The 23612-nt window shown below is 53.0% G+C and carries 19 protein-coding genes; 8 read left to right on the top strand and 11 right to left on the bottom strand.

The features are described from left to right. The first annotated feature begins 253 nt into the window (after positions 1–253). Complete coding sequence (gene fbaB, locus D9738_RS09080) at positions 254–1306, top strand: class I fructose-bisphosphate aldolase (RefSeq protein ID WP_130260028.1); 1053 nt, start codon at positions 254–256, stop codon at positions 1304–1306. Between the two features lie 191 nt (positions 1307–1497). On the opposite strand, the gene yegS is transcribed toward fbaB, so the two are convergent. The 9 genes from yegS to mdtA all read right to left on the bottom strand — a co-directional run bounded on the left by yegS (position 1498) and on the right by mdtA (position 15915). Next, positions 1498–2397, bottom strand: coding sequence for a lipid kinase YegS (yegS, locus tag D9738_RS09075; RefSeq protein WP_130260027.1), 900 nt, complete (start codon positions 2395–2397; stop codon positions 1498–1500). A 254-nt stretch (positions 2398–2651) separates the two neighbouring features. Beyond that, on the bottom strand, positions 2652–4013 hold the full coding sequence (gene yegQ / locus D9738_RS09070; protein WP_130206972.1) for a tRNA 5-hydroxyuridine modification protein YegQ: 1362 nt from the start codon (positions 4011–4013) through the stop codon (positions 2652–2654). A 343-nt stretch (positions 4014–4356) separates the two neighbouring features. Continuing rightward, a complete protein-coding gene (locus D9738_RS09065) occupies positions 4357–4689 on the bottom strand; it encodes a YegP family protein (protein WP_130206970.1) in 333 nt (110 codons plus the stop codon). Positions 4690–4932: 243 nt separating this feature from the next. Continuing rightward, on the bottom strand, positions 4933–5655 hold the full coding sequence (baeR, locus tag D9738_RS09060) for a two-component system response regulator BaeR (RefSeq protein WP_130206968.1): 723 nt from the start codon (positions 5653–5655) through the stop codon (positions 4933–4935). After that, positions 5652–7055, bottom strand: a complete 1404-nt coding sequence (baeS, locus tag D9738_RS09055) for a two-component system sensor histidine kinase BaeS (RefSeq protein WP_130260026.1) — start codon at positions 7053–7055, stop codon at positions 5652–5654. The genes baeR and baeS overlap by 4 nt, the downstream gene beginning before the upstream one ends. After that, a complete protein-coding gene (locus D9738_RS09050; protein ID WP_130260025.1) occupies positions 7052–8467 on the bottom strand; it encodes an MFS transporter in 1416 nt (471 codons plus the stop codon). Before D9738_RS09050 ends, baeS begins: the two co-directional genes overlap by 4 nt. Then, positions 8468–11545, bottom strand: coding sequence for a multidrug efflux RND transporter permease subunit MdtC (mdtC, locus tag D9738_RS09045; protein WP_130260024.1), 3078 nt, complete (start codon positions 11543–11545; stop codon positions 8468–8470). It abuts the gene before it with no gap. Beyond that, entirely contained in the window at positions 11546–14668 is a 3123-nt protein-coding gene (gene mdtB / locus D9738_RS09040) for a multidrug efflux RND transporter permease subunit MdtB (protein WP_130260023.1), read from the bottom strand. Beyond that, positions 14668–15915 carry a multidrug efflux RND transporter subunit MdtA gene (gene mdtA / locus D9738_RS09035; RefSeq protein ID WP_130206958.1) on the bottom strand — a complete coding sequence of 416 codons (1248 nt, stop codon included), beginning with the start codon at positions 15913–15915 and terminating at the stop codon, positions 14668–14670. Before mdtA ends, mdtB begins: the two co-directional genes overlap by 1 nt. Positions 15916–16194: 279 nt before the next feature. Here mdtA and D9738_RS09030 point away from each other — a divergent pair, with 279 nt between their 5' ends. The 5 genes from D9738_RS09030 to pphC all read left to right on the top strand — a co-directional run bounded on the left by D9738_RS09030 (position 16195) and on the right by pphC (position 18549). Continuing rightward, the gene (locus D9738_RS09030; protein WP_100249771.1) at positions 16195–16251 is read left to right on the top strand and encodes a type I toxin-antitoxin system Ibs family toxin; all 57 of its coding nucleotides are present in this window, start codon (positions 16195–16197) and stop codon (positions 16249–16251) included. 271 nt (positions 16252–16522) lie between these two features. Then, positions 16523–16579, top strand: coding sequence for a type I toxin-antitoxin system Ibs family toxin (locus D9738_RS09025; protein ID WP_001386899.1), 57 nt, complete (start codon positions 16523–16525; stop codon positions 16577–16579). A gap of 272 nt (positions 16580–16851) precedes the next feature. Next, a complete protein-coding gene (gene ibsA, locus D9738_RS09020) occupies positions 16852–16911 on the top strand; it encodes a type I toxin-antitoxin system toxin IbsA (protein WP_010723109.1) in 60 nt (19 codons plus the stop codon). A gap of 220 nt (positions 16912–17131) precedes the next feature. Next, complete coding sequence (locus tag D9738_RS09015) at positions 17132–17791, top strand: VWA domain-containing protein (protein ID WP_130260022.1); 660 nt, start codon at positions 17132–17134, stop codon at positions 17789–17791. Continuing rightward, the gene (gene pphC, locus D9738_RS09010) at positions 17788–18549 is read left to right on the top strand and encodes a protein-serine/threonine phosphatase PphC (protein ID WP_130260021.1); all 762 of its coding nucleotides are present in this window, start codon (positions 17788–17790) and stop codon (positions 18547–18549) included. The genes D9738_RS09015 and pphC overlap by 4 nt, the downstream gene beginning before the upstream one ends. Positions 18550–18613: 64 nt before the next feature. Here the strand turns inward: pphC and D9738_RS09005 are convergent, their stop codons facing one another. Beyond that, complete coding sequence (locus D9738_RS09005) at positions 18614–19075, bottom strand: DUF2314 domain-containing protein (protein WP_130260020.1); 462 nt, start codon at positions 19073–19075, stop codon at positions 18614–18616. Positions 19076–19275: 200 nt separating this feature from the next. Here D9738_RS09005 and yegI point away from each other — a divergent pair, with 200 nt between their 5' ends. After that, positions 19276–21222 (top strand): protein kinase YegI, encoded by a 1947-nt coding sequence (gene yegI / locus D9738_RS09000; protein WP_130260019.1) that lies wholly within the window; start codon positions 19276–19278, stop codon positions 21220–21222. Positions 21223–21234: 12 nt separating this feature from the next. Here the strand turns inward: yegI and yegD are convergent, their stop codons facing one another. Further along, on the bottom strand, positions 21235–22587 hold the full coding sequence (gene yegD, locus D9738_RS08995; RefSeq protein ID WP_130260018.1) for a molecular chaperone: 1353 nt from the start codon (positions 22585–22587) through the stop codon (positions 21235–21237). Between the two features lie 133 nt (positions 22588–22720). Here yegD and alkA point away from each other — a divergent pair, with 133 nt between their 5' ends. Next, positions 22721–23569, top strand: coding sequence for a DNA-3-methyladenine glycosylase 2 (alkA, locus tag D9738_RS08990; protein WP_130260017.1), 849 nt, complete (start codon positions 22721–22723; stop codon positions 23567–23569). Positions 23570–23612: the final 43 nt, after the last annotated feature.

The raw sequence follows: 23612 nt of genomic DNA, 5'->3' as shown, positions 1-23612 counted from the left end.
TTAATTCCTTCATGACAGGTAATGTAAGGTACGCGCTGACAATACCACTTAACAATACCTTTTAAATACCTTTGCGGTGAAAGCTTGACCGCTGTAACATTTTTTCTGATGAATCGTGCCAACAGAAAACGCTGAAAAAACATCCAAAAGATGGCAAAACCAGCCCGTAACGACCAGGATTATGATTGCCCGCAAAAGGTGGGCCAGGACAATCCATAGCCGATATCCAATCGGAATTTACGGGAGCATAGTAATGACAGATATTGCGCAGTTGCTTGGCAAAGACGCCGACAACCTTTTACAGCACCGTTGTATGACTATTCCTTCTGACCAGCTTTATCTCCCCGGACATGATTACGTAGACCGCGTGATGATTGACAATCATCGTCCGCCAGCGGTGTTACGTAATATGCAGACGCTCTACAACACCGGGCGTCTGGCCGGCACAGGATACCTTTCTATTCTGCCGGTTGACCAGGGCGTCGAGCACTCCGCCGGAGCTTCATTCGCCGCCAATCCGCTCTACTTTGACCCGAAGAACATTGTGGAACTGGCGATCGAAGCGGGCTGTAACTGTGTGGCGTCAACTTACGGCGTGCTGGCATCGGTATCGCGGCGTTATGCGCACCGCATTCCATTCCTCGTCAAACTTAATCACAACGAGACGCTAAGTTACCCGAACACCTACGATCAAACGCTGTATGCCAGCGTGGAGCAGGCGTTCAACATGGGCGCGGTGGCGGTTGGTGCGACTATCTATTTTGGCTCGGAAGAGTCACGTCGCCAGATTGAAGAAATTTCTGCGGCCTTTGAACGTGCGCACGAGCTGGGCATGGTGACAGTGCTGTGGGCCTATTTGCGTAACTCCGCCTTTAAGAAAGATGGCGTTGATTACCATGTCTCCGCCGACCTGACTGGTCAGGCGAACCATCTGGCGGCGACCATCGGTGCAGATATCGTCAAACAAAAAATGGCGGAAAATAACGGCGGCTATAAAGCGATTAATTACGGTTATACCGACGATCGCGTGTACAGCAAGCTGACCAGTGAAAACCCGATTGATCTGGTGCGTTATCAGTTAGCTAACTGCTATATGGGGCGTGCAGGGCTGATTAACTCCGGCGGTGCTGCAGGCGGTGAAACCGACCTTAGTGATGCGGTGCGTACTGCGGTTATCAACAAACGCGCAGGCGGAATGGGGCTGATTCTTGGACGTAAAGCGTTCAAGAAATCGATGGCCGACGGCGTGAAACTGATTAACGCCGTGCAGGACGTTTATCTCGATAGCAAAATTACTATCGCCTGATACGCTTCATACGAACAGCACAGCCCCGTAGGACGGATAAGGCGTTCTCGCCGCATCCGGCAACCTATGCCTGATGCGACGCTGAAGCGTCTTATCATGCCTACGCACAGCACAGCCCCGTAGGCCGGATAAGGTGTTTACACCGCATCCGGCATAACTGATTTTCCCTAATTCAAGAGAGAATAATTTGATTAACGCAATAACGGACAATCCGGTGGTAATCGACAACGCAGCGCCGCCGGAAGTATTTCAATATGAAAGTTTTGTCCACTCAACGGTTCGCCATCAAGATTAAACGTAATTTCGTGTGGTGCTTGTATATCGAACCACGCCGAAGCGGCTTCGATAATATTCGGGTTATCTTCGTCAGATTTTAATGTGGATACGAGGGCCGGAAGAATTTCATCTCCGGTGAAAATACGCAACTGCAACAAGCCATCATTAATCAGCGCATTTGGGCACAACTGCTGTCCGCCACCGGCCTGACGCCCGTTGCCAATGCCAATAACCAGGGCATCTCCTTGCCAGTGAAAATTTTCACCACGGATCTCACAACGATCTGGTTGTAACGTGTCCATGCGCATTAAGCCGTGAATGATGTAAGAGGCGCCCCCTAGTGCGGATTTTAATTTTTCCGGTGTTTCGGTGGTGATGCGCGTACCAAACCCGCCCGTTGCCATATTGATAAAACAGGTGTGCCTGTTAACCTGCGCCATATCAATTGCAATAGCGTTACCGGCAATCGCAAGTTTCAACGCCTTATCCAGCGCCTCAGGGATCCCCACGCTGGTGGCGAAATCATTCGCTGTACCTAGCGGCAAAATCCCCAAAGCAGGAATGTCATCGCCTTCACACTGAATCAACGCCGTGGAGACTTCATTAATGGTGCCATCACCACCGCCTGCTATCACTGTCGCGACGCCGAGTTGGCGCGCTTCAGTCACAAAACGCGCGGCATCACCTTTCTCCCAGGTGACCCGTACATAGATCGTTATTCCCTCCTCACGCAACAGCATAATCGCCTCGCGCAATGTTTCATTGTCAGCACTTTTGCCGTTAAGAATCAGCAAACTGGCGGGAAAATCGGCCATCGTCGTATGCCTTTATTATTGATCTTTAGAAAGTGTAGAGCAGAAAAGAGAAGGTGGAGTCAGAACAGGACGGGTCAGGTGCAAAAAAATAAGCCTGCGTAAGGGAGATTACACAGGCTAAGGAGGTGGTTCCTGGTACAGCTAGCATTTTATGGGTTATGTTTTTCAGCGAAACGGATGATAACCTTAATAAATGCAGCTGTATGTGATCGGTTTCTAAGAATTTTCTATCTGGGAAAAATACTTGAAATTAATCACTTGCCGTGCGGGTTACGCGTGGTTTCCCCAGAGAAATTACGCATCAGCAGCGCGTAGTTCAGTTCGAGATCCTGCGGGACTGGGATCCACACAGTATAACCATCGCCCGGCGCAACCGGCATCGCTTCGCCTTTGGCGTTTTCCATATGCTCAAGGGTAAAGTTGATATTGCCCTGTGGAGTCATCAGCTCAAGGCTGTCGCCAACGGAGAATTTGTTTTTAACCGCTACCGCCGCGAGGTCGCCTTTACGCTCACCGGTAAACTCACCAACAAACTGCTGGCGGTCAGAAACGGAATAACCGTATTCGTAGTTCTGATAATCATCATGCGTATGGCGACGCAGGAAACCTTCGGTATAGCCGCGATGCGCCAGACCTTCCAGCGTCTCCAGCAGGCTGGTGTCGAACGGTTTGCCCGCAGCGGCATCATCGATAGCTTTACGATAAACCTGCGCGGTGCGTGCACAATAGTAGAAAGATTTGGTGCGGCCTTCGATTTTCAGCGAATGCACGCCCATTTTGGTCAGGCGTTCAACGTGTGCGATAGCGCGCAGATCTTTCGAGTTCATGATGTAAGTGCCGTGTTCGTCTTCAAACGCGGTCATATACTCGCCCGGACGCTGGGCCTCTTCGATCATAAACACTTTGTCGGTTGGCGCGCCGATACCCAGCGTCGGTTCAACGTTTTGCACCGGAATCGGCTCGTATTTGTGTACGATGTTGCCGACGTCATCTTCTTTACCTTCCTGGACGTTGTACTCCCAGCGGCAGGCGTTGGTGCAGGTGCCCTGGTTCGGGTCGCGTTTGTTGATATAGCCAGAGAGCAGGCAGCGACCGGAGTAGGCCATGCACAGTGCGCCGTGAACGAAGATTTCGAGCTCCATATTCGGCACCTGATTGCGGATCTCTTCAATCTCTTCCAGTGATAGTTCACGGGAGAGGATCACGCGGGTCAGGCCCATTTGCTGCCAGAATTTTACCGTCGCCCAGTTTACGGCGTTAGCCTGCACGGAAAGGTGGATCGGCATTTCAGGGAAGTGCTCACGCACCAGCATAATCAGCCCAGGATCGGACATAATCAGCGCATCCGGCCCCATTTCCACTACCGGTTTCAGGTCACGGATAAAGGTTTTCAGCTTAGCGTTGTGCGGCGCAATGTTGACCACGACATAAAACTTTTTCCCCAGCGCATGGGCTTCATTGATGCCGAGCTGAAGATTTTCGTGGTTGAATTCGTTGTTGCGCACACGCAGGGAGTAACGCGGCTGGCCCGCATAAACAGCATCTGCGCCATAAGCGAAAGCGTAACGCATATTTTTCAGCGTTCCCGCCGGGGAAAGGAGTTCCGGTTTAAACATAATTCTCTCGTTCTGATGACAGGTCAGATCCGCTTCACCTGATGAAGCGGTTAGGGGAGTGTCCCCACTTTAAGGGCGGGCATTGTAGCGCAATCGGTGGGGTTGGCTCCAGTGTAAATGTCTGGTCGTCTCCTGGTTTTGGTAAGGATGCGAATAACGATAATTTCTTCGGCACTTGCAGGAAATAAATAACGTGGTGTTCAAAAAGAAGAACAAAAATTCTTTCACCGAATATGAAACTTATCCTCTCATTATTTTAATGGCGCGGATTGATCCTTAGCATCAATAAGCCAGTGTTTATTAGAAATAAAGCCGGGCGCGTCATCCGCGCCCGGCACAATGATTAAGTCTTATCTTTCACCGTCTGGCTTACGCCATTGGTTTTTACAGAGGCAATTCCGACTTCGCGTGATTGAGCGGTAGCATACATCTGGCTGGAGCCAATTATCTGATGATTGGCCGCTTTCAGATTGAAATAAAACTTGCCGTTGCTCGCCGTCTTTTTCTCATAGCGTTCATCCTGCGGACTGTTGCTTTGTACCGAGGCGATGCCCTTTTCCGCAGAGGCTTTTGAGGCATACAATTCGCTTGTGAGAATGATTTCTCCGTTTCCCGCTTTTAACACAAAACGGAACTGATTATCACTGCTCTTATTAAGTTCAAACCAACCAGCCATATTGACTCCTTGCTTGAAATTGCGTATCGAAAACAGTATGTAACGATTTAAGTATGGGTGATATTCAGGTGGTTGCCAATCAGGGGAATACCCTCTAATGCATGGGGGAGATTACTGATAAATATGCTGAAATCTGAATACGAGCACGGCTTTATCCCTCTCTTTTTCAGAGAGGGTAATAATACTTAGTGGGCGACGGAACGGTACGCGTTGTAGTTTGAGACTGCCATTAAAAGGAACAGGCTAAACAATACGGCAGGCGTCAGCTTCCCAACGGTAACCGACGCCGTAAACGGCGCGGATAAATGACTGTTCGGCGTCGAGAGATTCCAGTTTGCGGCGCAGGTTTTTAATGTGGCTGTCGATAGTTCGGTCGGTTACCACGCGGTAGTCGTCGTAAAGATGATTGAGCAATTGCTCGCGGGAGAATACTTTACCCGGTTCATGGGAGAGCGTTTTCAGCAGACGAAATTCCGCAGGCGTCAGGTCAAGCATTTTGCCACGCCATGAAGCCTGAAAACGACCTTCGTCGATAATCAACGGATTTTCGGCATCCTGTTGCTGCAACTCGCGCTGCGGTTTGCAGCGGCGCAAAATGGTTTTGACGCGCGCCACTACTTCACGCGGGCTGTACGGCTTGCAAATATAGTCATCAGCACCAATTTCCAGCCCCAGCAGGCGATCGATCTCTTCGATTTTCGCCGTCACCATCACAATTGGGACATCGGAAAAACGACGAATTTCCCGGCACAGCGTCAGACCATCGGTGCCTGGGAGCATCAGATCCAACAGGATCAGATCCGGCGGCGTCTGGCGCACGTACGGCAGTACCTGATCGCCGTGGCTGATAAGTATTGGCGCGTAGCTCGCGGCACGCAGATAATCAATGAGCAACTGCCCCAGCTTGGGTTCATCTTCCACGATCAAAATACGCGGCGTGTTTTCGTCGATAGGTAACTCGGTCATACTTCTCTCTGTAAATCCCGTTCCAGCGGTAACTCTACTGTAATGCTTACCCCGCCAAAAGGCGAATGGGCGGCAACAATGCGACCATTATGCGCTTCAACAATGTTCAGGCAAATCGCCAGCCCCAGCCCGGAACCGCCGCTGGCACGGTTGCGGGAACCTTCGGCGCGATAAAAACGCTCAAACAGTTTTTGCAGCTGATCATCACTGACGCCCGGCGCGCTGTCGGCAAAGGTCAGGCGCACCGTTTTATCGTGCTGTTCTGCGGAGATTTGCAGGCTGCCGCCGCTGTCGGTGTAGCGCAGGCTGTTTTCCAGTAAATTATTGAACAACTGCATTAAACGGTCGCGATCGCCAAATACGGTAATGCTGTCTGGCAGGGAAAATTGCAGTTTCAGGCCACGGCTGGCGAATCGTTCGCGAAATGCGCCGCCCGCCACTTCCAGCAGTGGGATCAAATCTACCGGTGCTTTTTGGTAGGCGAGAGCGCCCTCATCAGACATCGACAACTGATGGAGATCGTCAACCAGTTTGGTTAGTGTGCCGACCTCCGCCTGTAAAGACGCCACCGTCTCCGGCGTGAATTTACGCACGCCATCCTGAATGGCTTCCAGTTCACCGCGCAGCACCGCTAATGGCGTACGCAGTTCGTGAGAAATATCGGCCATAAAATCGCGGCGCATTTGCTGGTTTTTCTCCAGCGTGCTGGCAAGCTGGTTGAAGTCTTGTGCCAGTTTCCCCAGTTCATCTTCGCTGGTGGGCGTCACGCGAGTGGTGAAATCGCCCGCCGCCAGTTTGTGCGTGCCGTCAACTAACCGTTTTACCGGAGCCAGCAAACCGCGTGCCAGTGGAAATGTCGCCAGCGCCGCCAATAAAGTAGATAAAGCCACAATCAGCCAGCTGGTTTGCCGCTGTTGCTTATCAAAATTGATATCGGTATTGCGCGTCAGGCGTTCAACGGGGGAAGCGATCACCGCGCCGACTTCCACACCATTGACCAGAATAGGTCGCCGTGTACCGTCCGGTGGAATGGGTGCGCGTGGGCCAACCAGCACTTTGTTATTTTGATCGACCACCCAGAACTGGGTACGCCAGCCGTGTGGTGGCATACCGGGGCCGGGCTTATCGTCGTTGCTATCGTGTTCAAGCGAACGCAGGATCTGAAATACGAAGCGATCGTTATTACGCAGAAAACGCCAGTTACCGTGCTGGGCGTATTGCTCGCCAAGCGCGTCGCCAAGCATTTGCAGCCGTTGCTCATTGCCATGCTTGATGTAATCAATAAAACCACGCTCAAAACTAATACGTACCGCCCAGTGCATCGTGATCAGCAAGACGATGCAGGTGGCGAAGATCGCCAGAAACAGTTTGCCGGTAATGCCGGGCCGCCAGAACTTCATTCAGTGCTCCTTTTGCGCCGCGAAATAGCTACATTTTGATGCGTATCGTTCGGCACTCTGGCAAAGATGAACGCCGGAAGGGCGATAAGAAACGCCATACTAAGCCAGGTGTACATAAAGACAGTTTGTGTGGTGCCGCTGTCGACGCTGACATGCTGCGAACCAAAAAGTCCCAGCAACAGCCCGGCGATGGTGACGCCGATACTCATCGACAATTGCATAATCATCGACAGCAGACTGTTGCCGCTGCTCGCCAGATTGTCCGGGAGATCTTTCAGCGTCAGGGTGTTCATGGAGGAGAAACGCGTCGAGTTGACCATTCCTTGTAAAAACAGGACGAACGGCAAAACGTAGTACCAGCCTAGCAGCGCGGTGGTCATAAACAACAGGGTGACCAGCGACAGACCCAGCGTGGTCGCCACCAGTACCCGACGATAACCAAAGCGATTCACCACCTGCACCACAATTCGCTTCATCCCCATGCTGCCGAGTACCATCGGGATCATCATCAATCCGGCATGAAACGGTGAGAAACCAAGGCCAATTTGCAGGAAAACCGGCGTCATAAAGGGCAACATGCCGCTACCGATGCGTCCGGCAAAGCTCCCCGCCAGGCCCAGCGAAAAGGTACGAGTGCGGAACAGTTTCAGACTGAAAAGAGCGCGGTGGTTATTTCTGGCGTGTAGTAGATAAAGCACCAGTGCCACCACGCCAACCGCCACCAGTCTGGCGATGGTTAGCGGCGACAGTCCTGTACCTTTACTGCCGTCCAGCGCCAGCGTTAATACCGCCATGCCAACCGCCAGCAACAGAAAGCCGGAGAGATCGAAGCGCCGCATCTGCATGGTGTAGTTCGGCATTAACATCAATGTGGCGATCGCACCGATAATTCCTACTGGAATGTTGATCAAAAAGATCCAGTGCCAGGAGGCGTACTCCACCAGCAGACCACCGAGCGCCGGGCCAAGCAGCGGGCCGACCTGACCGGGCAGCGTGACAAAGGTCATCGCCGCCATATATTGCTCGCGCGGTACGATTTTCATCACCGTCAACCTGCCGACCGGCACCATCATCGCACCGCCAACGCCCTGTAACGCGCGTGCCAGCAACAGTTCGTTCAGCGTGCCGGAAAGCGCGCAAAACAGTGAACCGAGGGTAAACAACACGATGGCGGTAAAGAAAATATTGCGCACGCCGATTTTATCCGCCAGCCAGCCGCTGGCGGGTAGCATCACCGCCACGGTCAGCACATAAGAGACAATGACCATGTGCATATGCAGCGGGCTTTCCCCGAGGCTTTGCGCCATTGAGGGAAGGGCGGTGTTAACGATGGTGGTGTCCAGCGACTGCATAAAGAAGCCGAAAGCCACAATCCACAATTGCCAGCGGGTGCTGTCGGGAAGATCTGTCATTTACTCGGTTACCGTTTGTTTAGGTTTACGCGAAAAACGCAGCCGCAGACGGTCGAAAAAGAGATATACCACCGGCGTGGTATACAGCGTCAGGAGCTGACTCATTACCAGACCGCCGACAATGGTGATCCCCAGGGGTTGCCGCAGCTCCGAGCCGTCACCGCCCGACAATACCAGCGGCAGCGCGCCAAACAGTGCTGCCAGGGTGGTCATCATAATCGGGCGAAAACGCAGCAGACAGGCCTGGAAAATAGCTTCCTGCGGCGTCAGGTTACCGTGGCGTTGGGCTTCAAGCGCAAAATCGACCATCATAATGGCGTTTTTCTTCACGATGCCGATTAATAGCATGATCCCTATCAGGGCGATTAGGCTGAACGGGGCATTGAACAGCTCCAGCGCCAGCAGCGCCCCGACGCCCGCCGAAGGCAATGTGGAGAGAATCGTCAGCGGATGTACGTAACTCTCATACAGCATCCCCAGTACGATATACACCGTGGCGATCGCTGCGATAATCAGGATCACTTGCGAGTTCATCGTCTCCTGGAACACCTGCGCTGTGCCAGCAAAACTGCCGCGCACCGTCGAAGGCACGCCAAGCTGGGTCATTGCGCGGTCGATCGCGGCACTGGCGTCCGAGAGCGATTTCCCGGTCGGCAGGTTAAACGAAATGGTCGAGGCCGCCGATAATCCCTGATGATTCACCGATAGTGGGGCATTCGCCGGTTGCCATTTAGCGAAATATGACAGCGGGATCGCTTTGCCTTCGTTATTAATGACGAACATTTTTTCCAGCGCGCTGATGTCCTGGGTATAGCGCGGATCCACTTCCATCACCACTTTATACTGGTTCATCGGCTGGTAAATGGTCGAGATTTGCCGCTGACCGAAGGCGTTATTTAACAGACTGTTGGCGGCCTGTACGTCGATTCCCAGCCGTGCCATGGTGTCACGGTCGTAAACCAGATTCATCTCCGCGCCGTTGTCCTGCTGGTCGGAGTTCACGTCCGCCAGTTCCGGCAACGTTGCCAGTTTTTTGCGAATTTTCGGCTCCCATTCGCGCAGTGCCGCCAGGTCGTCGGACAGCAACGTGTACTGGTAACTGGCGTTCGACTGACGTCCGCCAACGCGAATATCCTGTACCGCCATCAGGAACAGATTCGCTCCTGGCTCTTTTGCGAGCTTCACGCGCAGACGGTCGATAATTTGCTGCGCCGTTTCGCTGCGTTTGTCGCGTGGCTTGAGGGTGATAAACATCATCCCGCTGTTCACCCGCGAACCGCCGGTAAAGCCGGTGACATTATCCACTGCCGGATCGTCACGAATAATTTTCATGAAGTCCTGCAATTTGCCGCGCATCGCCTGAAACGAAATACTTTGGTCAGCCTGAATCCCGCCCATCAGTACGCCGGTGTCCTGCTCAGGGAAGAAGGTTTTCGGAATCGAGATATATAGCCAGATATTCAGCGCAATGGTGCCAAGTAGCACCACGCCCACCAGACGGGTATGATTGAGCACCCATTTCAGCGACTTGCCGTAGCCTTGTTGCAGGGCTACCAACATGCGACCAAAACCACGCAGTCGCTTTTGCTCACGCGGCTTGCTCGCTTTCAGCATCCAGCCGCACATCATCGGCGTTAGCGTCAGGGAAACCAGCAACGAAATACCAATGGCGACAGAAAGCGTCACGGCAAACTCGCGTAACAGGCGGCCCGGCAATCCGCCCATCAACAGCAGCGGCAGGAACACCGCCACCAGTGACAGACTCATCGACAGCACCGTAAAACCGACTTCGCGAGTACCTTGTAGCGCGGCCTGTAGTGGTTTCATCCCCGCTTCCAGATGACGGGCAATGTTTTCCAGCACCACGATGGCGTCATCCACCACGAAACCAGTAGCAATGGTGAGCGCCATTAACGAAAGGTTATTGAGACTGAATCCGCACAGGTACATCGCCGCAAACGTACCAATCAGCGAAACCGGCACCGCAACGGCGGGAATAATAGTGGCGCGACCCGAGCGCAGGAATAAAAACACCACCAGAATCACCAGCGCCACCGAGATAATTAGCGTTTGCTCGACTTCTTCCAGCGAGGCGCGAATGGTGGGGGAGCGATCCTGGGCAATTTGCAGATCAATTGCCGCCGGAATGGTTTCCTGCAACTCCGGTAATTTCGCCCGGATGCTGTCTACCGTCTGGATAATATTGGCTTCTGGCAGTTTGCGGATCATCAGCAAAATAGCCGGTTTGGCGTTGGTCATCCCGGCGTTGCGCACATCCTGCACTGAGTCGGTCACCGTCGCCACATCGCCCAGACGAACCGCGCCGCCGTTGTTGTAATGAATAATCAGCGGCTGATATTCGGCGGCGGTTTTCAGTTCATCGTTAGTCTGGATCTGCCAGCGATGGGTATCATCTTCCAGCGCCCCCTGCGGTTTACGCACGTTGGCATTGCTGATGGCGGAGCGTACATCGTCCAGCGACACGCCCTGATTAAACAGCGCCTGCGGGTTCAGCCCGACGCGTACCGCAGGTAGCGAGCTGCCGCCGACATCGACATCACCGACACCGTCGATTTGCGCAATCGTCGGGGCAAGCTGTGTTGAGGCGAAATCGTACAGTTCACCTTGCGAATAAGTATCGGAGGTTAGCGTCAGGATCATAATTGGCGCATCCGACGGGTTCGCTTTGCGATAGGTCGGACGGCTTGGCATCCCGCTGGGCAGCAAACTTTGCGCGGCGTTGATCGCCGCCTGCACATCGCGCGCTGCGCCGTTGATATCCCGGTCAAAATCAAACTGCAAAATAATGCGCGTGCTGCCGAGCGAACTGCTGGAGGTCATTTCACTGACTCCGGCAATGCGCCCAAGCGAACGTTCCAGCGGCGTGGCAACGGAAGACGCCATTGTCTCTGGCGATGCACCGGGCAGCGAGGCGCTGACCATAATCACCGGAAAATCAACTTGCGGCAGCGGGGCGACCGGCAGCATACGGAAGCCCAGAATGCCGCACAGGGTAATGGCAACCGACAGTAAAATCGTCGCCACCGGGCGGTAAATGAAGAGGGCAAAAAACTTCACTTACGCCTCCTCTTCATGACGGGCAAAGCGGCTTTTGGTCCACAATGCCAGGCGGTCGAACAGCAGATAAATCACCGGCGTGGTAAACAGCGTCAGCACCTGGCTGACAACCAGACCGCCGACCATACCGATGCCTAAAGGACGACGTAGTTCCGCACCGACCCCGGTACTCAACATCAGCGGCAGCGCGCCAAGCAGAGCCGCCAGGGTGGTCATCAGGATCGGACGAAAACGCAACAGACAAGCCTGGTAAATAGCATCGCGCGGCGACATGCCTTGCTCGCGCTCGGCAGCCAGCGCGAAGTCGATCATCATGATGGCGTTCTTCTTCACGATACCGATCAGCAAAATAATGCCGATAATCGCAATCACATCCAGTTCGCTACCGGCAATCATTAACGCCAGCAGTGCGCCGACCCCTGCGGTGGGTAGCGTCGAGAGAATAGTGATGGGGTGAATAAAGCTCTCGTACAGAATGCCGAGCACGATATACATCGCCACCACCGCTGCGACAATCAGCCAGACAGTGCTGCCCAGCGCCGACTGGAAGGCGAGGGTGCTGCCCTGGAACTGCGTGGTGATATCCACTGGCAGATTCAGCGTCTTTTCGGTGTCCATAATCGCCTGCACCGCATCGCCCAACGAATAGTTATCCGGCACGTTAAAGGAGATGGTCGTTACCGGGAACTGATCCAGATGGTTGATGGAGAGCGGGGCAAAACGCTGCTCAATTTTGGCAATTGAGCTTAGCGGCACTACGCCACCGTCGCTGCTGGTCAGGCGAATAGTATCCAGCGCCGCAATCCCAGGAGTATTTTCGGTGTTGTGCTCCAGCACCACGCGATACTGGTTAGCCTGAGTATAAATAGTGGAAATCAGTCGCTGACCAAACGCGTTGTACAAGGCGTTATCGACGTCCGCCATGCTGATCCCCAGACGGCTGGCGCTGTCGCGATCAACATTGACATACGCCACCAGCCCTTTGTCCTGCCAGTCGCTGGAGACATCAGAAAGCTGTGGTAGTTGCTGGAGTTTTTCCATCAACTGTGGCACCCAGGTACTGAGCGCATCCAGTGACGTGGCCTGCAAGGTAAACTGGTACTGGGTGCGGCTGACCTGAGTATCGATGGTCAGGTCCTGCGTTGGTTGCAGGAAGAGATCGACGCCCGGCACTTTATCTACCGCCGTTTGCAGACGGGCGATGACTTTTTGCACCCGATCATCACGTTCATCCAGCGGTTTGAGGTTGATCTGTAAACGCGCACTGTTCAGCGACGGGTTAGTGCCATCAACGCCAACAAATGAGGTCAAACTTTGCACTGCCGGATCCTGCAAAATCACATCCGCGACCTGGCGTTGCCGCTGGGCCATATTGGCAAAGGAGCTGGATTGCGGCGCCTGCAGGGTGCCCTGAATAATGCCGTTGTCCTGCACCGGGAAGAAGCCTTTCGGAATGAACACCCACAATAGAACGCTAAGCAGCAGCGTGCTGAGCGCCACGCTTAAGGTCAGCCACGGATGATTCAGCACTTTCGCCAGTCCACGTCCATAGGCGGCGATTATCCTGTCGAACATTTTTTCCGAGGCACGGGAGAAGCGGTTCTGTTTACGCAGCGACTCCTGGCTGAGCATCCGCGCGCACATCATCGGTGTCAGGGTCAGCGACACCACGGCTGAGATCAAAATCGCGACTGCCAGAGTAATAGCAAATTCGCGGAACAGTCGCCCGACGATATCGCCCATAAACAGCAGTGGGATCAACACCGCAATCAGTGAGAAGGTCAGCGAGATAATGGTAAAGCCGATTTCACCCGCGCCCTTGAGCGCCGCCGCCAACGGTTTTTCGCCTTTTTCGATATAGCGGGAAATGTTTTCGATCACCACGATGGCGTCATCGACCACGAATCCGGTGGCGATAGTTAAAGCCATCAACGTCAGGTTATTGATTGAAAAATCGAGAAACACCATGACCGCGAAGGTGCCGATTAACGACAGCGGCACTGCGACGCCGGGAATGATGGTCGCCGGAATATTGCGCAAAAACAGGTAGATAATCATTACTACCAGCGCGATAGCCATCATCAGCTCAAACTGGGTATCGTCGACCGATGCGCGGATATTGGTGGTACGGTCAGAAAGTACCGTCACCTTCACCGATTTTGGCAAACTCTCGGTGAGCTGTGGCAGCATCTGCCGGATGCTGTCGGCGGTGGAGATAATGTTAGCACCGGGCTGGCGCTGAACATTCATCACGATGGCCTGTTCTTTGTTCGCCCACGCGCCGAGCCAGCTGTTTTCTGCACCTTGCTCTACAGTTGCGACATCGCCCAGACGAATCGGCGCGCCGTTCTGGTAGGCGATGATTAGCTGGCGATACTCTTCGGCGGATTGCATCTGGTCGTTCGCTGACAGCGTGACCGCACGGGAAGGGCCATCAAGGCTACCTTTAGCTGAGTTAACGTTAGCGCCGGTAATGGCGGTGCGCACGGTTTCGCTGGTCAGACCGAGTGCGGCAATCGCCTGGGCGTTAAGTTTGACGCGAACAGCCGGACGCTGACCGCCGGAAAGCGTCACCAGTCCGACGCCGGAAATCTGTGAGATTTTCTGCGCGACGCGGGTTTCCACCATATCTTCTACCTGCGTCATCGGCATGGCGGTAGAGGTGACGGCAAGCGTCATGATCGGCGGATCTGCCGGATTCACTTTGCTGTAAACCGGCGGGTTAGGCAGATCGCTCGGCAACAGGTTGGTCGCAGCGTTAATCGCGGCCTGCACTTCCTGCTCGGCGACATCCAGCGGTAATGTTAGCTGGAACTGCAAAGTGATAACTGACGCACCGCCGGAACTTTGCGACGACATCTGTTTCAGGCCGGACATCTGCCCAAACTGGCGTTCGAGCGGCGCGGTAACGGCGGAGGTCATGACATCCGGGCTGGCGCCAGGGTAGAGGGTGACCACCTGAATAGTCGGATAATCCACTTCCGGCAGTGCCGAAACGGGCAGGGCGCGATAACCGATAATCCCGGCGAGTAAGATCGCCACCATCAGCAGCGTGGTGGCGACAGGACGCATAATAAACAGGCGCGACGGGCCGCCTGTGCTGCTCGGGGGTAACACCTGCATCAGGAGCGTGCTCCTTTTTTCGCGTATTCGCGGCTGGTGGCTTTCTCTTCCGGTGCGGTGGCGCTCTGGGCTTCCACCACTTCCACTTTCGCTCCTTCGGTCAGGCGATCAATGCCGTCCGTCACTACGCGATCGCCTGCAGAAATACCTGCGCGGATCACCACTTTCTGACTGTCCTGAATGCCCGGTGTCACCAGATGTTTGCTGACTTTATTTTCGCTATTCAGTACCCAGACAAAATGGCCTTCGTTGCCCATTTGCAGGGCGGCGGTGGGGATCACCACGGCGTTTTGTTCGGTGTCGACTAACATGCGCGCGTTAACAAACTGATTGGGAAACAGCGCATCATCCTGATTATTAAAGCGTGCTTTCACTTTAATCGTACCGGTAGTGGCATCGATTTGGTTATCGAGACTTAACAGCGTGCCTTCACTTAATTTCTTCGAGTTAGTGCGATCCCAGGCTTCAACCACCAGTGGTTTTCCGGCTTTTTGTGCCTGCACAACGGTAGCGATATCGCTTTCCGGCAGGGTAAAGACTAAATCGATAGGATGCGTCTGGGTGATCACCACAATCCCGGTGGTGTCGCCACTGGAGATTTGGTTACCAACATCAACCTGCTTCAGGCCAACGCGACCATCGACTGGCGCAGTAATCCGGCTCCAGTCGAGTTGGAGTTGTGCGCTGGCGACGCTCGCTTCATCAGCCTTAATGGTGCCTTCGGTTTCACTGACCAGCGCCTGTTGAGCATCCAGCTCCTGGCGGGAGACGAGATTAGTTTTTGCCAGTTGTTGATAACGCGCCAGGTCACGGCGGGCGTTGGCAAGCGTGGCTTTATCTTTTGCCAGTTGGCCCTGGGCTTGTGCTAATGCAACTTTGAACTGGCTGGGGTCAATTTCTGCCAGCAAATCGCCTGCTTTGACCTGCTGGCCTTCCTGGAAATGTAACGCCATCAGTTGACCATCTACGCGACTGCGCACCGTAACGGTGTTAGCAGCGGTAATAGTGCCAAGCCCGGTGAGGTAACGCGGAACTGCCTGTTCTACGGCGGTCGCCGCCTGAACCGGGGCTAATGGGCCGGAACGCATACCACGGCGACCACTCGCAGGTGGATGTTGCGCTTGTTTCGTCGCACCTGGTGCTGCGCTCTGGGATTCATTGCGGCCTTGCCAGAACCAGAATGCGGCGATGGCGGCGATAACCACCACGATTACGATTACCCAACGGGATTTATAACTGCCTTTCATCGTTAAGAGTTTCTCTTCCTGAAACGTTTCGCGGAATGATACTAGTGTAGCCAGCCAATAAGGGAGAAAAATGGAGGAATTATGAAACAGTTTCGGGAATCGTCTGAATGACGGTGCGCTTTGCGAGCATGCATCCAGTAATGACACAGGAAACTATTTTATACGCAGGTTAGCGATAGACTGCGTACATGGCAATAAGGAGGTAACCCGAAGATTTCAGCGGGATGCTGAAACGGGAAAGCCCCTCCCGAGGAAGGGGCCTTAAATAAGGAAAGGGTCATGATGAAGATACTCATCATCGTGGTGCTCTTAGTCGTTAGCTACCCAGCTTACTAAGACTACCAGGGCGGGGGAAACCCCGCTCTACCCTCACTCCTGAAAGTATGCCCTCACGGTCAGATTGTCAATCCGCAGACTTTGCCGTCTGCGATCCTGCCAGCAAATATTCTTTGCGAGACGTTACGCAATAATCACGGGTGAAACTATTTTGTTCACGCGTTAGCGATAGACTACGTGCATGGCGAAAGGATGTAAGCCGACGATTTCAGCGGGACGCTGAAACGGGAAAGCCCCTCCCGAGGAAGGGGCCTTAAATAAGGAAAGGGTCATGATGAAGCTACTCATCATCGTGGTGCTCTTAGTCATAAGCTTCCCCGCTTACTAAGACTACCAGGGCGGGGGAAACCCCGCTCTACCCTCACTCCTGAAAGTATGCCTTCACGATAAGATTGTCAATCCGCAGGCTTTGTAGTCTGCGATCCTGCCAGCAAATATTCTTTGCGAGTCGTTACGCAATAATCACAGAGGAAACTATTTTATCCGCAAGTCAGCGATAGACTGCATACAGGGCGAAAGGAGGTAAGCCGACGATTTCAGCGGGACGCTGAAACGGGAAACCCTCTCCCGGAGAAGAGGGCTTTTAATAAGGAAAGGGTTATGATGAAGCACGTCATCATACTGGTGATACTCTTAGTGATTAGCTTCCAGGCTTACTAAGAACACCAGGGGGAGGGGGAAACCTCTCCCTAACCCTCACTCCTGAAATTATGTCACTCCGCCCTTAGTGTCAATCGACGGCTCTCCGTTCTTGCGAGGCGAATAGCAAAATTATCTGCGCCACCGGGCCTAATTCTGAAAATGTCTTCGTTTGCTCTTATTTCATTATTGCAGTCGGTATGATACCGGACCTCAATAACTCTCTAAGAAAGGACCTCTTATGAGCGAACAAATCACGTTTGCTACCAGCGATTTTGCCAGTAACCCGGAACCACGTTGCCCCTGCATTTTGCTGCTGGATGTTTCTGGCTCGATGAGCGGCAGACCCATTAATGAACTTAACGCCGGATTGGTTACCTTTCGCGATGAGCTGCTTGCCGATTCGCTGGCCTTAAAAAGAGTGGAACTCGGCATTGTGACGTTCGGCCCGGTGCATGTGGAACAACCCTTTACCAGCGCCGCTAATTTTTTCCCACCTATCCTGTTTGCTCAGGGCGATACGCCAATGGGCGCCGCCATTACCAAAGCCCTGGATATGGTTGAAGAGCGGAAACGTGAGTACCGCGCCAATGGCATTTCGTATTATCGTCCGTGGATTTTCCTGATCACCGATGGCGCACCAACCGATGAGTGGCAGGCTGCCGCCAACAAAGTGTTTCAGGGGGAAGAAGATAAAAAGTTTGCCTTCTTTACCATCGGTGTTCAGGGGGCGGATATGAAGACCCTGGCACAAATCAGCGTCCGTCAGCCTTTGCCATTGCAGGGATTACAATTCCGTGAACTGTTTAGCTGGTTATCCAGTTCGTTACGTTCGGTTTCCCGCTCCACGCCGGGAACGGAAGTTGTACTGGACGCACCAAAAGGCTGGACGTCAGTGTGAGTTGGCGTCTGGTCTATGCATCAGCCGTCGGAACGTCGCACATCAGCGCTGATTTGCCTTGTCAGGATGCCTGCCAGATGCAGGCTGCCTGGTTAAACGACCAGCAACCATTACTGGTGATGTTTCTTGCTGATGGTGCAGGCAGCGTCTCGCAGGGGGGCGAAGGCGCGATGCTCGCCGTCAATGAAGCGATGGCTTATATGTCGCAAAAAGTGCAGGGCGGGGAATTGGGGCTCAATGATGTCCTCGCAACGGATATTGTGCTGACCATTCGTCAGCGGCTTTTTGCCGAGGCGGAAGCCAAAGAATTAGCGGTTCGCGATTTTGCCTGCACGTTTTTGGGATTGATTTCATCGGCTAATGGCACCTTGATTATGCAGATTGGCGATGGCGGCGTGGTGGTAGATTTTGGGCATGGTCTGCAACTGCCTCTCACGCCGATGGTAGGTGAATATGCCAATATGACGCACTTCATTACCGATGAAGATGCCGTTTCCAGACTGGAAACTTTCACCAGCACTGAGCGTGCGCATAAAGTTGCAGCATTTACGGATGGTATTCAGCGACTGGCGTTAAATATGCTGGATAATTCTCCGCACGTGCCTTTCTTTACCCCGTTTTTCAATGGACTGGCGTCAGCAACGCGGGAACAACTCGATTTATTACCTGAATTGCTAAAGCAGTTTTTGTCCAGCCCGGCGGTAAATGAGCGTACCGATGATGATAAAACGTTAGCACTGGCACTGTGGACAGAATGAACATCGCATGGCGGTTGAAGTCAACAGATCAACCGCCAGTTTAAGCAATCAATATAACGGCTGATTAGCGAACTAATTTTGCTCTTAGCTCGTCGGCTTCTTCTTTTGGATAGGTGACCAATAAAGGATCAATGGTATAACCACCGTAAATTTTATCCCCACGGGTATACATCCAGTCTGAAATATCTTCTTTCTTTATTTTCCACTCCTGGCCATATTCTACGTTTGTAACAATACCGGGGTCATTGTTTATTATTCCAGTAAACATACCGTCAGCATAAGAGATCTCTGTTAGCCAGAAATGCTCGGTTCTTCCGTGATCGGTTATCGGTGCTTTAACCGCGTAAGAATCTGCATCTTTTTTATTCATAACCTCGATGAATTGATCGGTTTCTTTCCGCGCATGTTTAATCGCGTCAGACATCGCTTGTTTATCATAACCTCCCGTCACTAACGTATCCGAAACTTCACAATAGCCTGCGGTAGTAAAAAATAGCAGGCTCAACATAAGTAATATCTTTTTCATTTTTTTCTCCAGAATCTCTGTGTAGTAAAAGTTAGCAAAAACCTATGGGACTTAATCATTATCAGGTTGGAATTGAATTGTATCCTGATAAAAGTGCATTATCCTTTTTATTCTTGAACCGAACTCACTTACATAGAAATATCTTTAATGGTTAGTTATCGTTAATCATTAAAATATAATATAGCTACCTGCGAAATATTATGAAGACAAATATAAAAGTATTTACATCGACAGGTGAATTGACCACTCTTGGCCGTGAACTGGGCAAAGGTGGTGAAGGCGCGGTTTATGATATCGAGGAGTTTGTCGATAGCGTCGCCAAGATTTATCACACACCGCCACCCGCCTTAAAACAGGACAAACTTGCCTTTATGGCTGCGACAGCTGACGCACAGTTGCTGAATTATGTCGCCTGGCCGCAGGCAACGCTTCATGGTGGACGAGGCGGAAAAGTTATCGGTTTTATGATGCCAAAAGTTTCTGGTAAAGAACCGATTCATATGATCTATAGCCCGGCACATCGCCGCCAGAGTTACCCTCATTGTGCGTGGGATTTTCTACTCTATGTTGCCCGCAATATTGCTTCATCTTTTGCTACGGTTCACGAGCACGGGCACGTCGTGGGTGACGTAAACCAGAACAGCTTTATGGTAGGCCGTGACAGCAAAGTGGTGTTGATCGATAGCGACTCCTTTCAGATTAACGCCAATGGCACACTGCATTTATGCGAAGTCGGCGTGTCGCATTTTACGCCGCCAGAGCTACAAACCTTGCCATCATTTGTCGGCTTTGAACGCACCGCGAATCACGATAATTTTGGCCTTGCCTTGCTGATTTTTCACGTCTTGTTTGGTGGTCGGCATCCTTATTCCGGTGTGCCGCTTATCTCTGAAGCGGGTAATGTGCTGGAGACGGATATTGCCCATTTCCGTTATGCCTACGCGTCAGATAATCAGCGACGTGGTTTAAAACCGCCGCCACGATCTATTCCGCTATCGATGTTACCGGGTGATGTTGAAGCCATGTTTCAGCAGGCATTCACGGAAAGTGGCGTAGCAACCGGGCGTCCGACGGCTAAAGCGTGGGTAGCGGCACTTGATTCCCTACGCCAACAGTTAAAGAAATGTCCCGTTTCGGCAAGGCATGTTTACCCCGCTCATTTGACCGACTGCCCGTGGTGTGCGCTGGATAATCAAGGCGTTATCTATTTTATTGATCTCGGCGAAGAGGTCATTACCACCGGCGGTGATTTTGTGCTGGCGAAAGTCTGGGCGATGGTAACGTCGTCAGTAGCACCGCCACCGCTAAAGTTACCATTACCCGCTCATTTCCAACCTGGGGGCAGGCCGCTTCCTTTAGGCCTGTTACGGCGCGAATACATCATTCTGATTGAGATCGCACTGTCAGCGTTATCTCTACTGCTTTGCGGCCTTCAGGCAGAACCGCGTTATATTATTTTGGTTCCGGTGCTGGCGGCTATCTGGATTATTGGCAGTCTGACAAGCAAAGCGTACAAAGCAGAAATCCAGCAACGCCGTGAGGCTTTTAATCGTGCGAAAATGGATTATGACCATTTAGTCAGCCAGATCCAACAGTTGGGCGGACTGGAAGGTTTTATCGCCAAACGGACGATGCTCGAAAAAATGAAGGACGAAATTCTGGGGTTACCGGAAGAAGAAAAGCGCGATCTGGCAGCACTTCAGGACACCGCAAGGGAACGGCAGAAGCAGAAGTTTCTGGAGGGATTTTTTATTGATGTTGCCTCTATTCCCGGCGTTGGCCCTGCTCGTAAAGCGGCGTTACGGTCCTTTGGTATTGAAACGGCGGCAGATGTTACCCGTCGTGGCGTTAAGCAAGTGAAAGGGTTTGGTGATCATCTGACCCAGGCAGTTATCGACTGGAAAGCGAGTTGCGAACGCCGTTTTGTGTTCAGGCCGAATGAAGCGGTAATGCCAGCAGACAGACAAGCGGTAATGGCAAAAATGGCCGCCAAACGACATCGGCTGGAAGCCGCATTGACAGAGGGCGCGACAGAGTTGCAGCGATTCCATCTCCATGCCTCTGCACGGACCATGCCGTTGATGGAACCGTTACGTCAGGCGGCAGAAAAACTGGCTCAGGCGCAGGCTGATTTAAGCCGTTGCTGAGCCATTTTTCAATTAACGAAACACCACTTCCGCCCAGCGTGCCAGCCCGGCGGTGACGGAGCCAAAGTCATCGCCGCCGGCAATTGGAATGCCCGGCAACTGTTCTGCCAGCGCTTTTTTAATCAGCGGGGAACGGGCGCTACCGCCGGTCAGATAGATGACATCCGGTTTTTCCTGGGCGTTATCCAGCGCCAGTTGCACCTGTTCCAGAATCCGCGCCAGTGGTTGGCTGAGGGCGCTTTCCAGACCCTGCTGGCTAATCAGCGTAGCCAGTTCGTCGCTGATAAACGGCAGCGATGCGAGGGTTTCCGCTGCGCTGGAAAGCGCAATTTTGCTCTCTTCCGCGCTGCGCACCAGGCGATAGCTTAAACGCTGACGCCAGACTTTCTGTAACAGGGCCACTTTTTCCGGTTCGCGGGCATCGCGTACCAGATCGTTAAGCAGGCGACCGTTGGCACTACTGTAGAAATCACTTTGCGCAGGTACGTCGTTGATGGCAACCGCATTCCACCACGGCAGAATCGGCAGGGCGATGCCTTTTTCGGTTTCGCCACCCATGCCCAGTAACGGCATCAGGTTTTTAAACGCCAGTGCGATATCCAGATCGTTACCGCCAATACGACAACCACTGTGACCCAGCAGGCTGGCTTCACGATCGAGACGTGAACGCCACTGCGGCCCCATCAGCAGCAATGAACAGTCAGTCGTACCACCGCCGATATCCACCACCAGCACCCGTTTTTCTTCCTGTAAGGTGGCTTCGTAATCCAGCCCAGCCGCGACCGGCTCGTACTGGAATACCACATCCTTAAACCCGGCACGCTTCGCTGCGCGTTCCAGAATCCCTTGCGCCTGGGTGTTTGCTTCATCGCCGCCCAGACCCTGGAAGTTGATCGGGCGACCAATCACCGCCTGAGTAATCGCTTCTGGCAGTTGCGCCTGCGCCTGCTGGCGAATGTGCAACATCATTGCGCAGACCAGATCCTCAAACAGCGCTACCTGCTGCGGTTTTAAGCCGCTGGCACCGAGGAACGATTTTGGTGATTTTACAAACCACACTTCTTCCGGATCATCAATGTACTGTGCCAGTGAGGAAAGACCGAACTGCACGCTTTTCGCCGTAACATCGATATCTTCTTCGCGGTTATAACGAATCGCCCGACGTAACATCGCCTGCGTTTCATCGTCGTCTGCCGGAACATCATGATGGCGGTACAGCCATTCGCTAACCGCCTCACGCGTTGGCGCGCAAAGCATTGAAGGCAGCAACGTGCTGTCGTTTTCCATTTTCAGTAATTGCGGTTTACCGTCGCGCATGACCGCCACTGAACAGTTTGCTGTACCGTAATCAAAACCAATAAACACGAAATAATCCCCATGCCGGTGAAGAAGGGGCGTGACTTTAGCGAAATGTTGCCGTCGCGACAACCGGAATATGAAAGCAAAGCGCAGCGTCTGAATAACGTTTATGCTGAAAGCGGATGAATAAGGAGATGCGATGTATACCCTGAACTGGCAGCCGCCGTATGACTGGTCGTGGATGTTGGGATTTCTCGCCGCCCGTGCGGTGAGCGGTGTGGAAACGATCGCTGACGATTATTATGCCCGTAGTCTGGCGGTGGGCGAATATCGCGGCGTGGTGACTGCTATTCCGGATATAGCCCGCCATACTCTGCACATAAATTTAAGTGCAGGTTTAGAATCCGTTGCCGCTGAGTGCCTGGCGAAAATGAGCCGCTTATTTGATCTGCAATGTAACCCGCAGATTGTGAACGAGGCGTTGGGCGAGTTAGGCGCGGCCCGGCCCGGATTGCGTTTACCCGGCTGTGTTGATGCTTTTGAGCAGGGCGTGCGCGCTATATTAGGCCAACTGGTGAGCGTGGCGATGGCGGCAAAATTGACCGCCAAAGTGGCACAGCTTTATGGCGAACGGCTGGATGATTTTCCGGATTATGTCTGCTTCCCCACGCCTCAGCGGCTGGCAGCCGCCGACCCGCAGGCATTAAAAGCGTTGGGTATGCCGTTGAAACGGGCAGAGGCACTGATTCATTTAGCCAATGCAGCACTGGATGGCACCTTACCGATGACAATTCCGGACGACGTAGAACAAGCGATGAAAACGCTGCAAACATATCCTGGCGTTGGGCGCTGGACGGCGAATTATTTCGCATTGCGTGGCTGGCAAGCGAAAGATGTTTTTCTGCCGGATGATTATTTGATTAAACAGCGATTTCCAGGAATGACACCGGCACAAATCCGCCGTTATGCCGAACGCTGGAAGCCCTGGCGTTCTTATGCGCTGTTGCATATCTGGTATACGGAAGGCTGGCAACCAGAAGAAGTATGACGCTGGTTGCCGGATGCGGCGCGGCCTACGGAACGGACGAATT

This window comes from Escherichia sp. E10V5 (genome assembly GCF_004212315.1).
GTDB lineage: Bacteria > Pseudomonadota > Gammaproteobacteria > Enterobacterales > Enterobacteriaceae > Escherichia.
The sequence above is the reverse complement of the archived record's forward strand: the minus strand, read 5'-3'. Positions and strand labels throughout refer to the sequence as shown.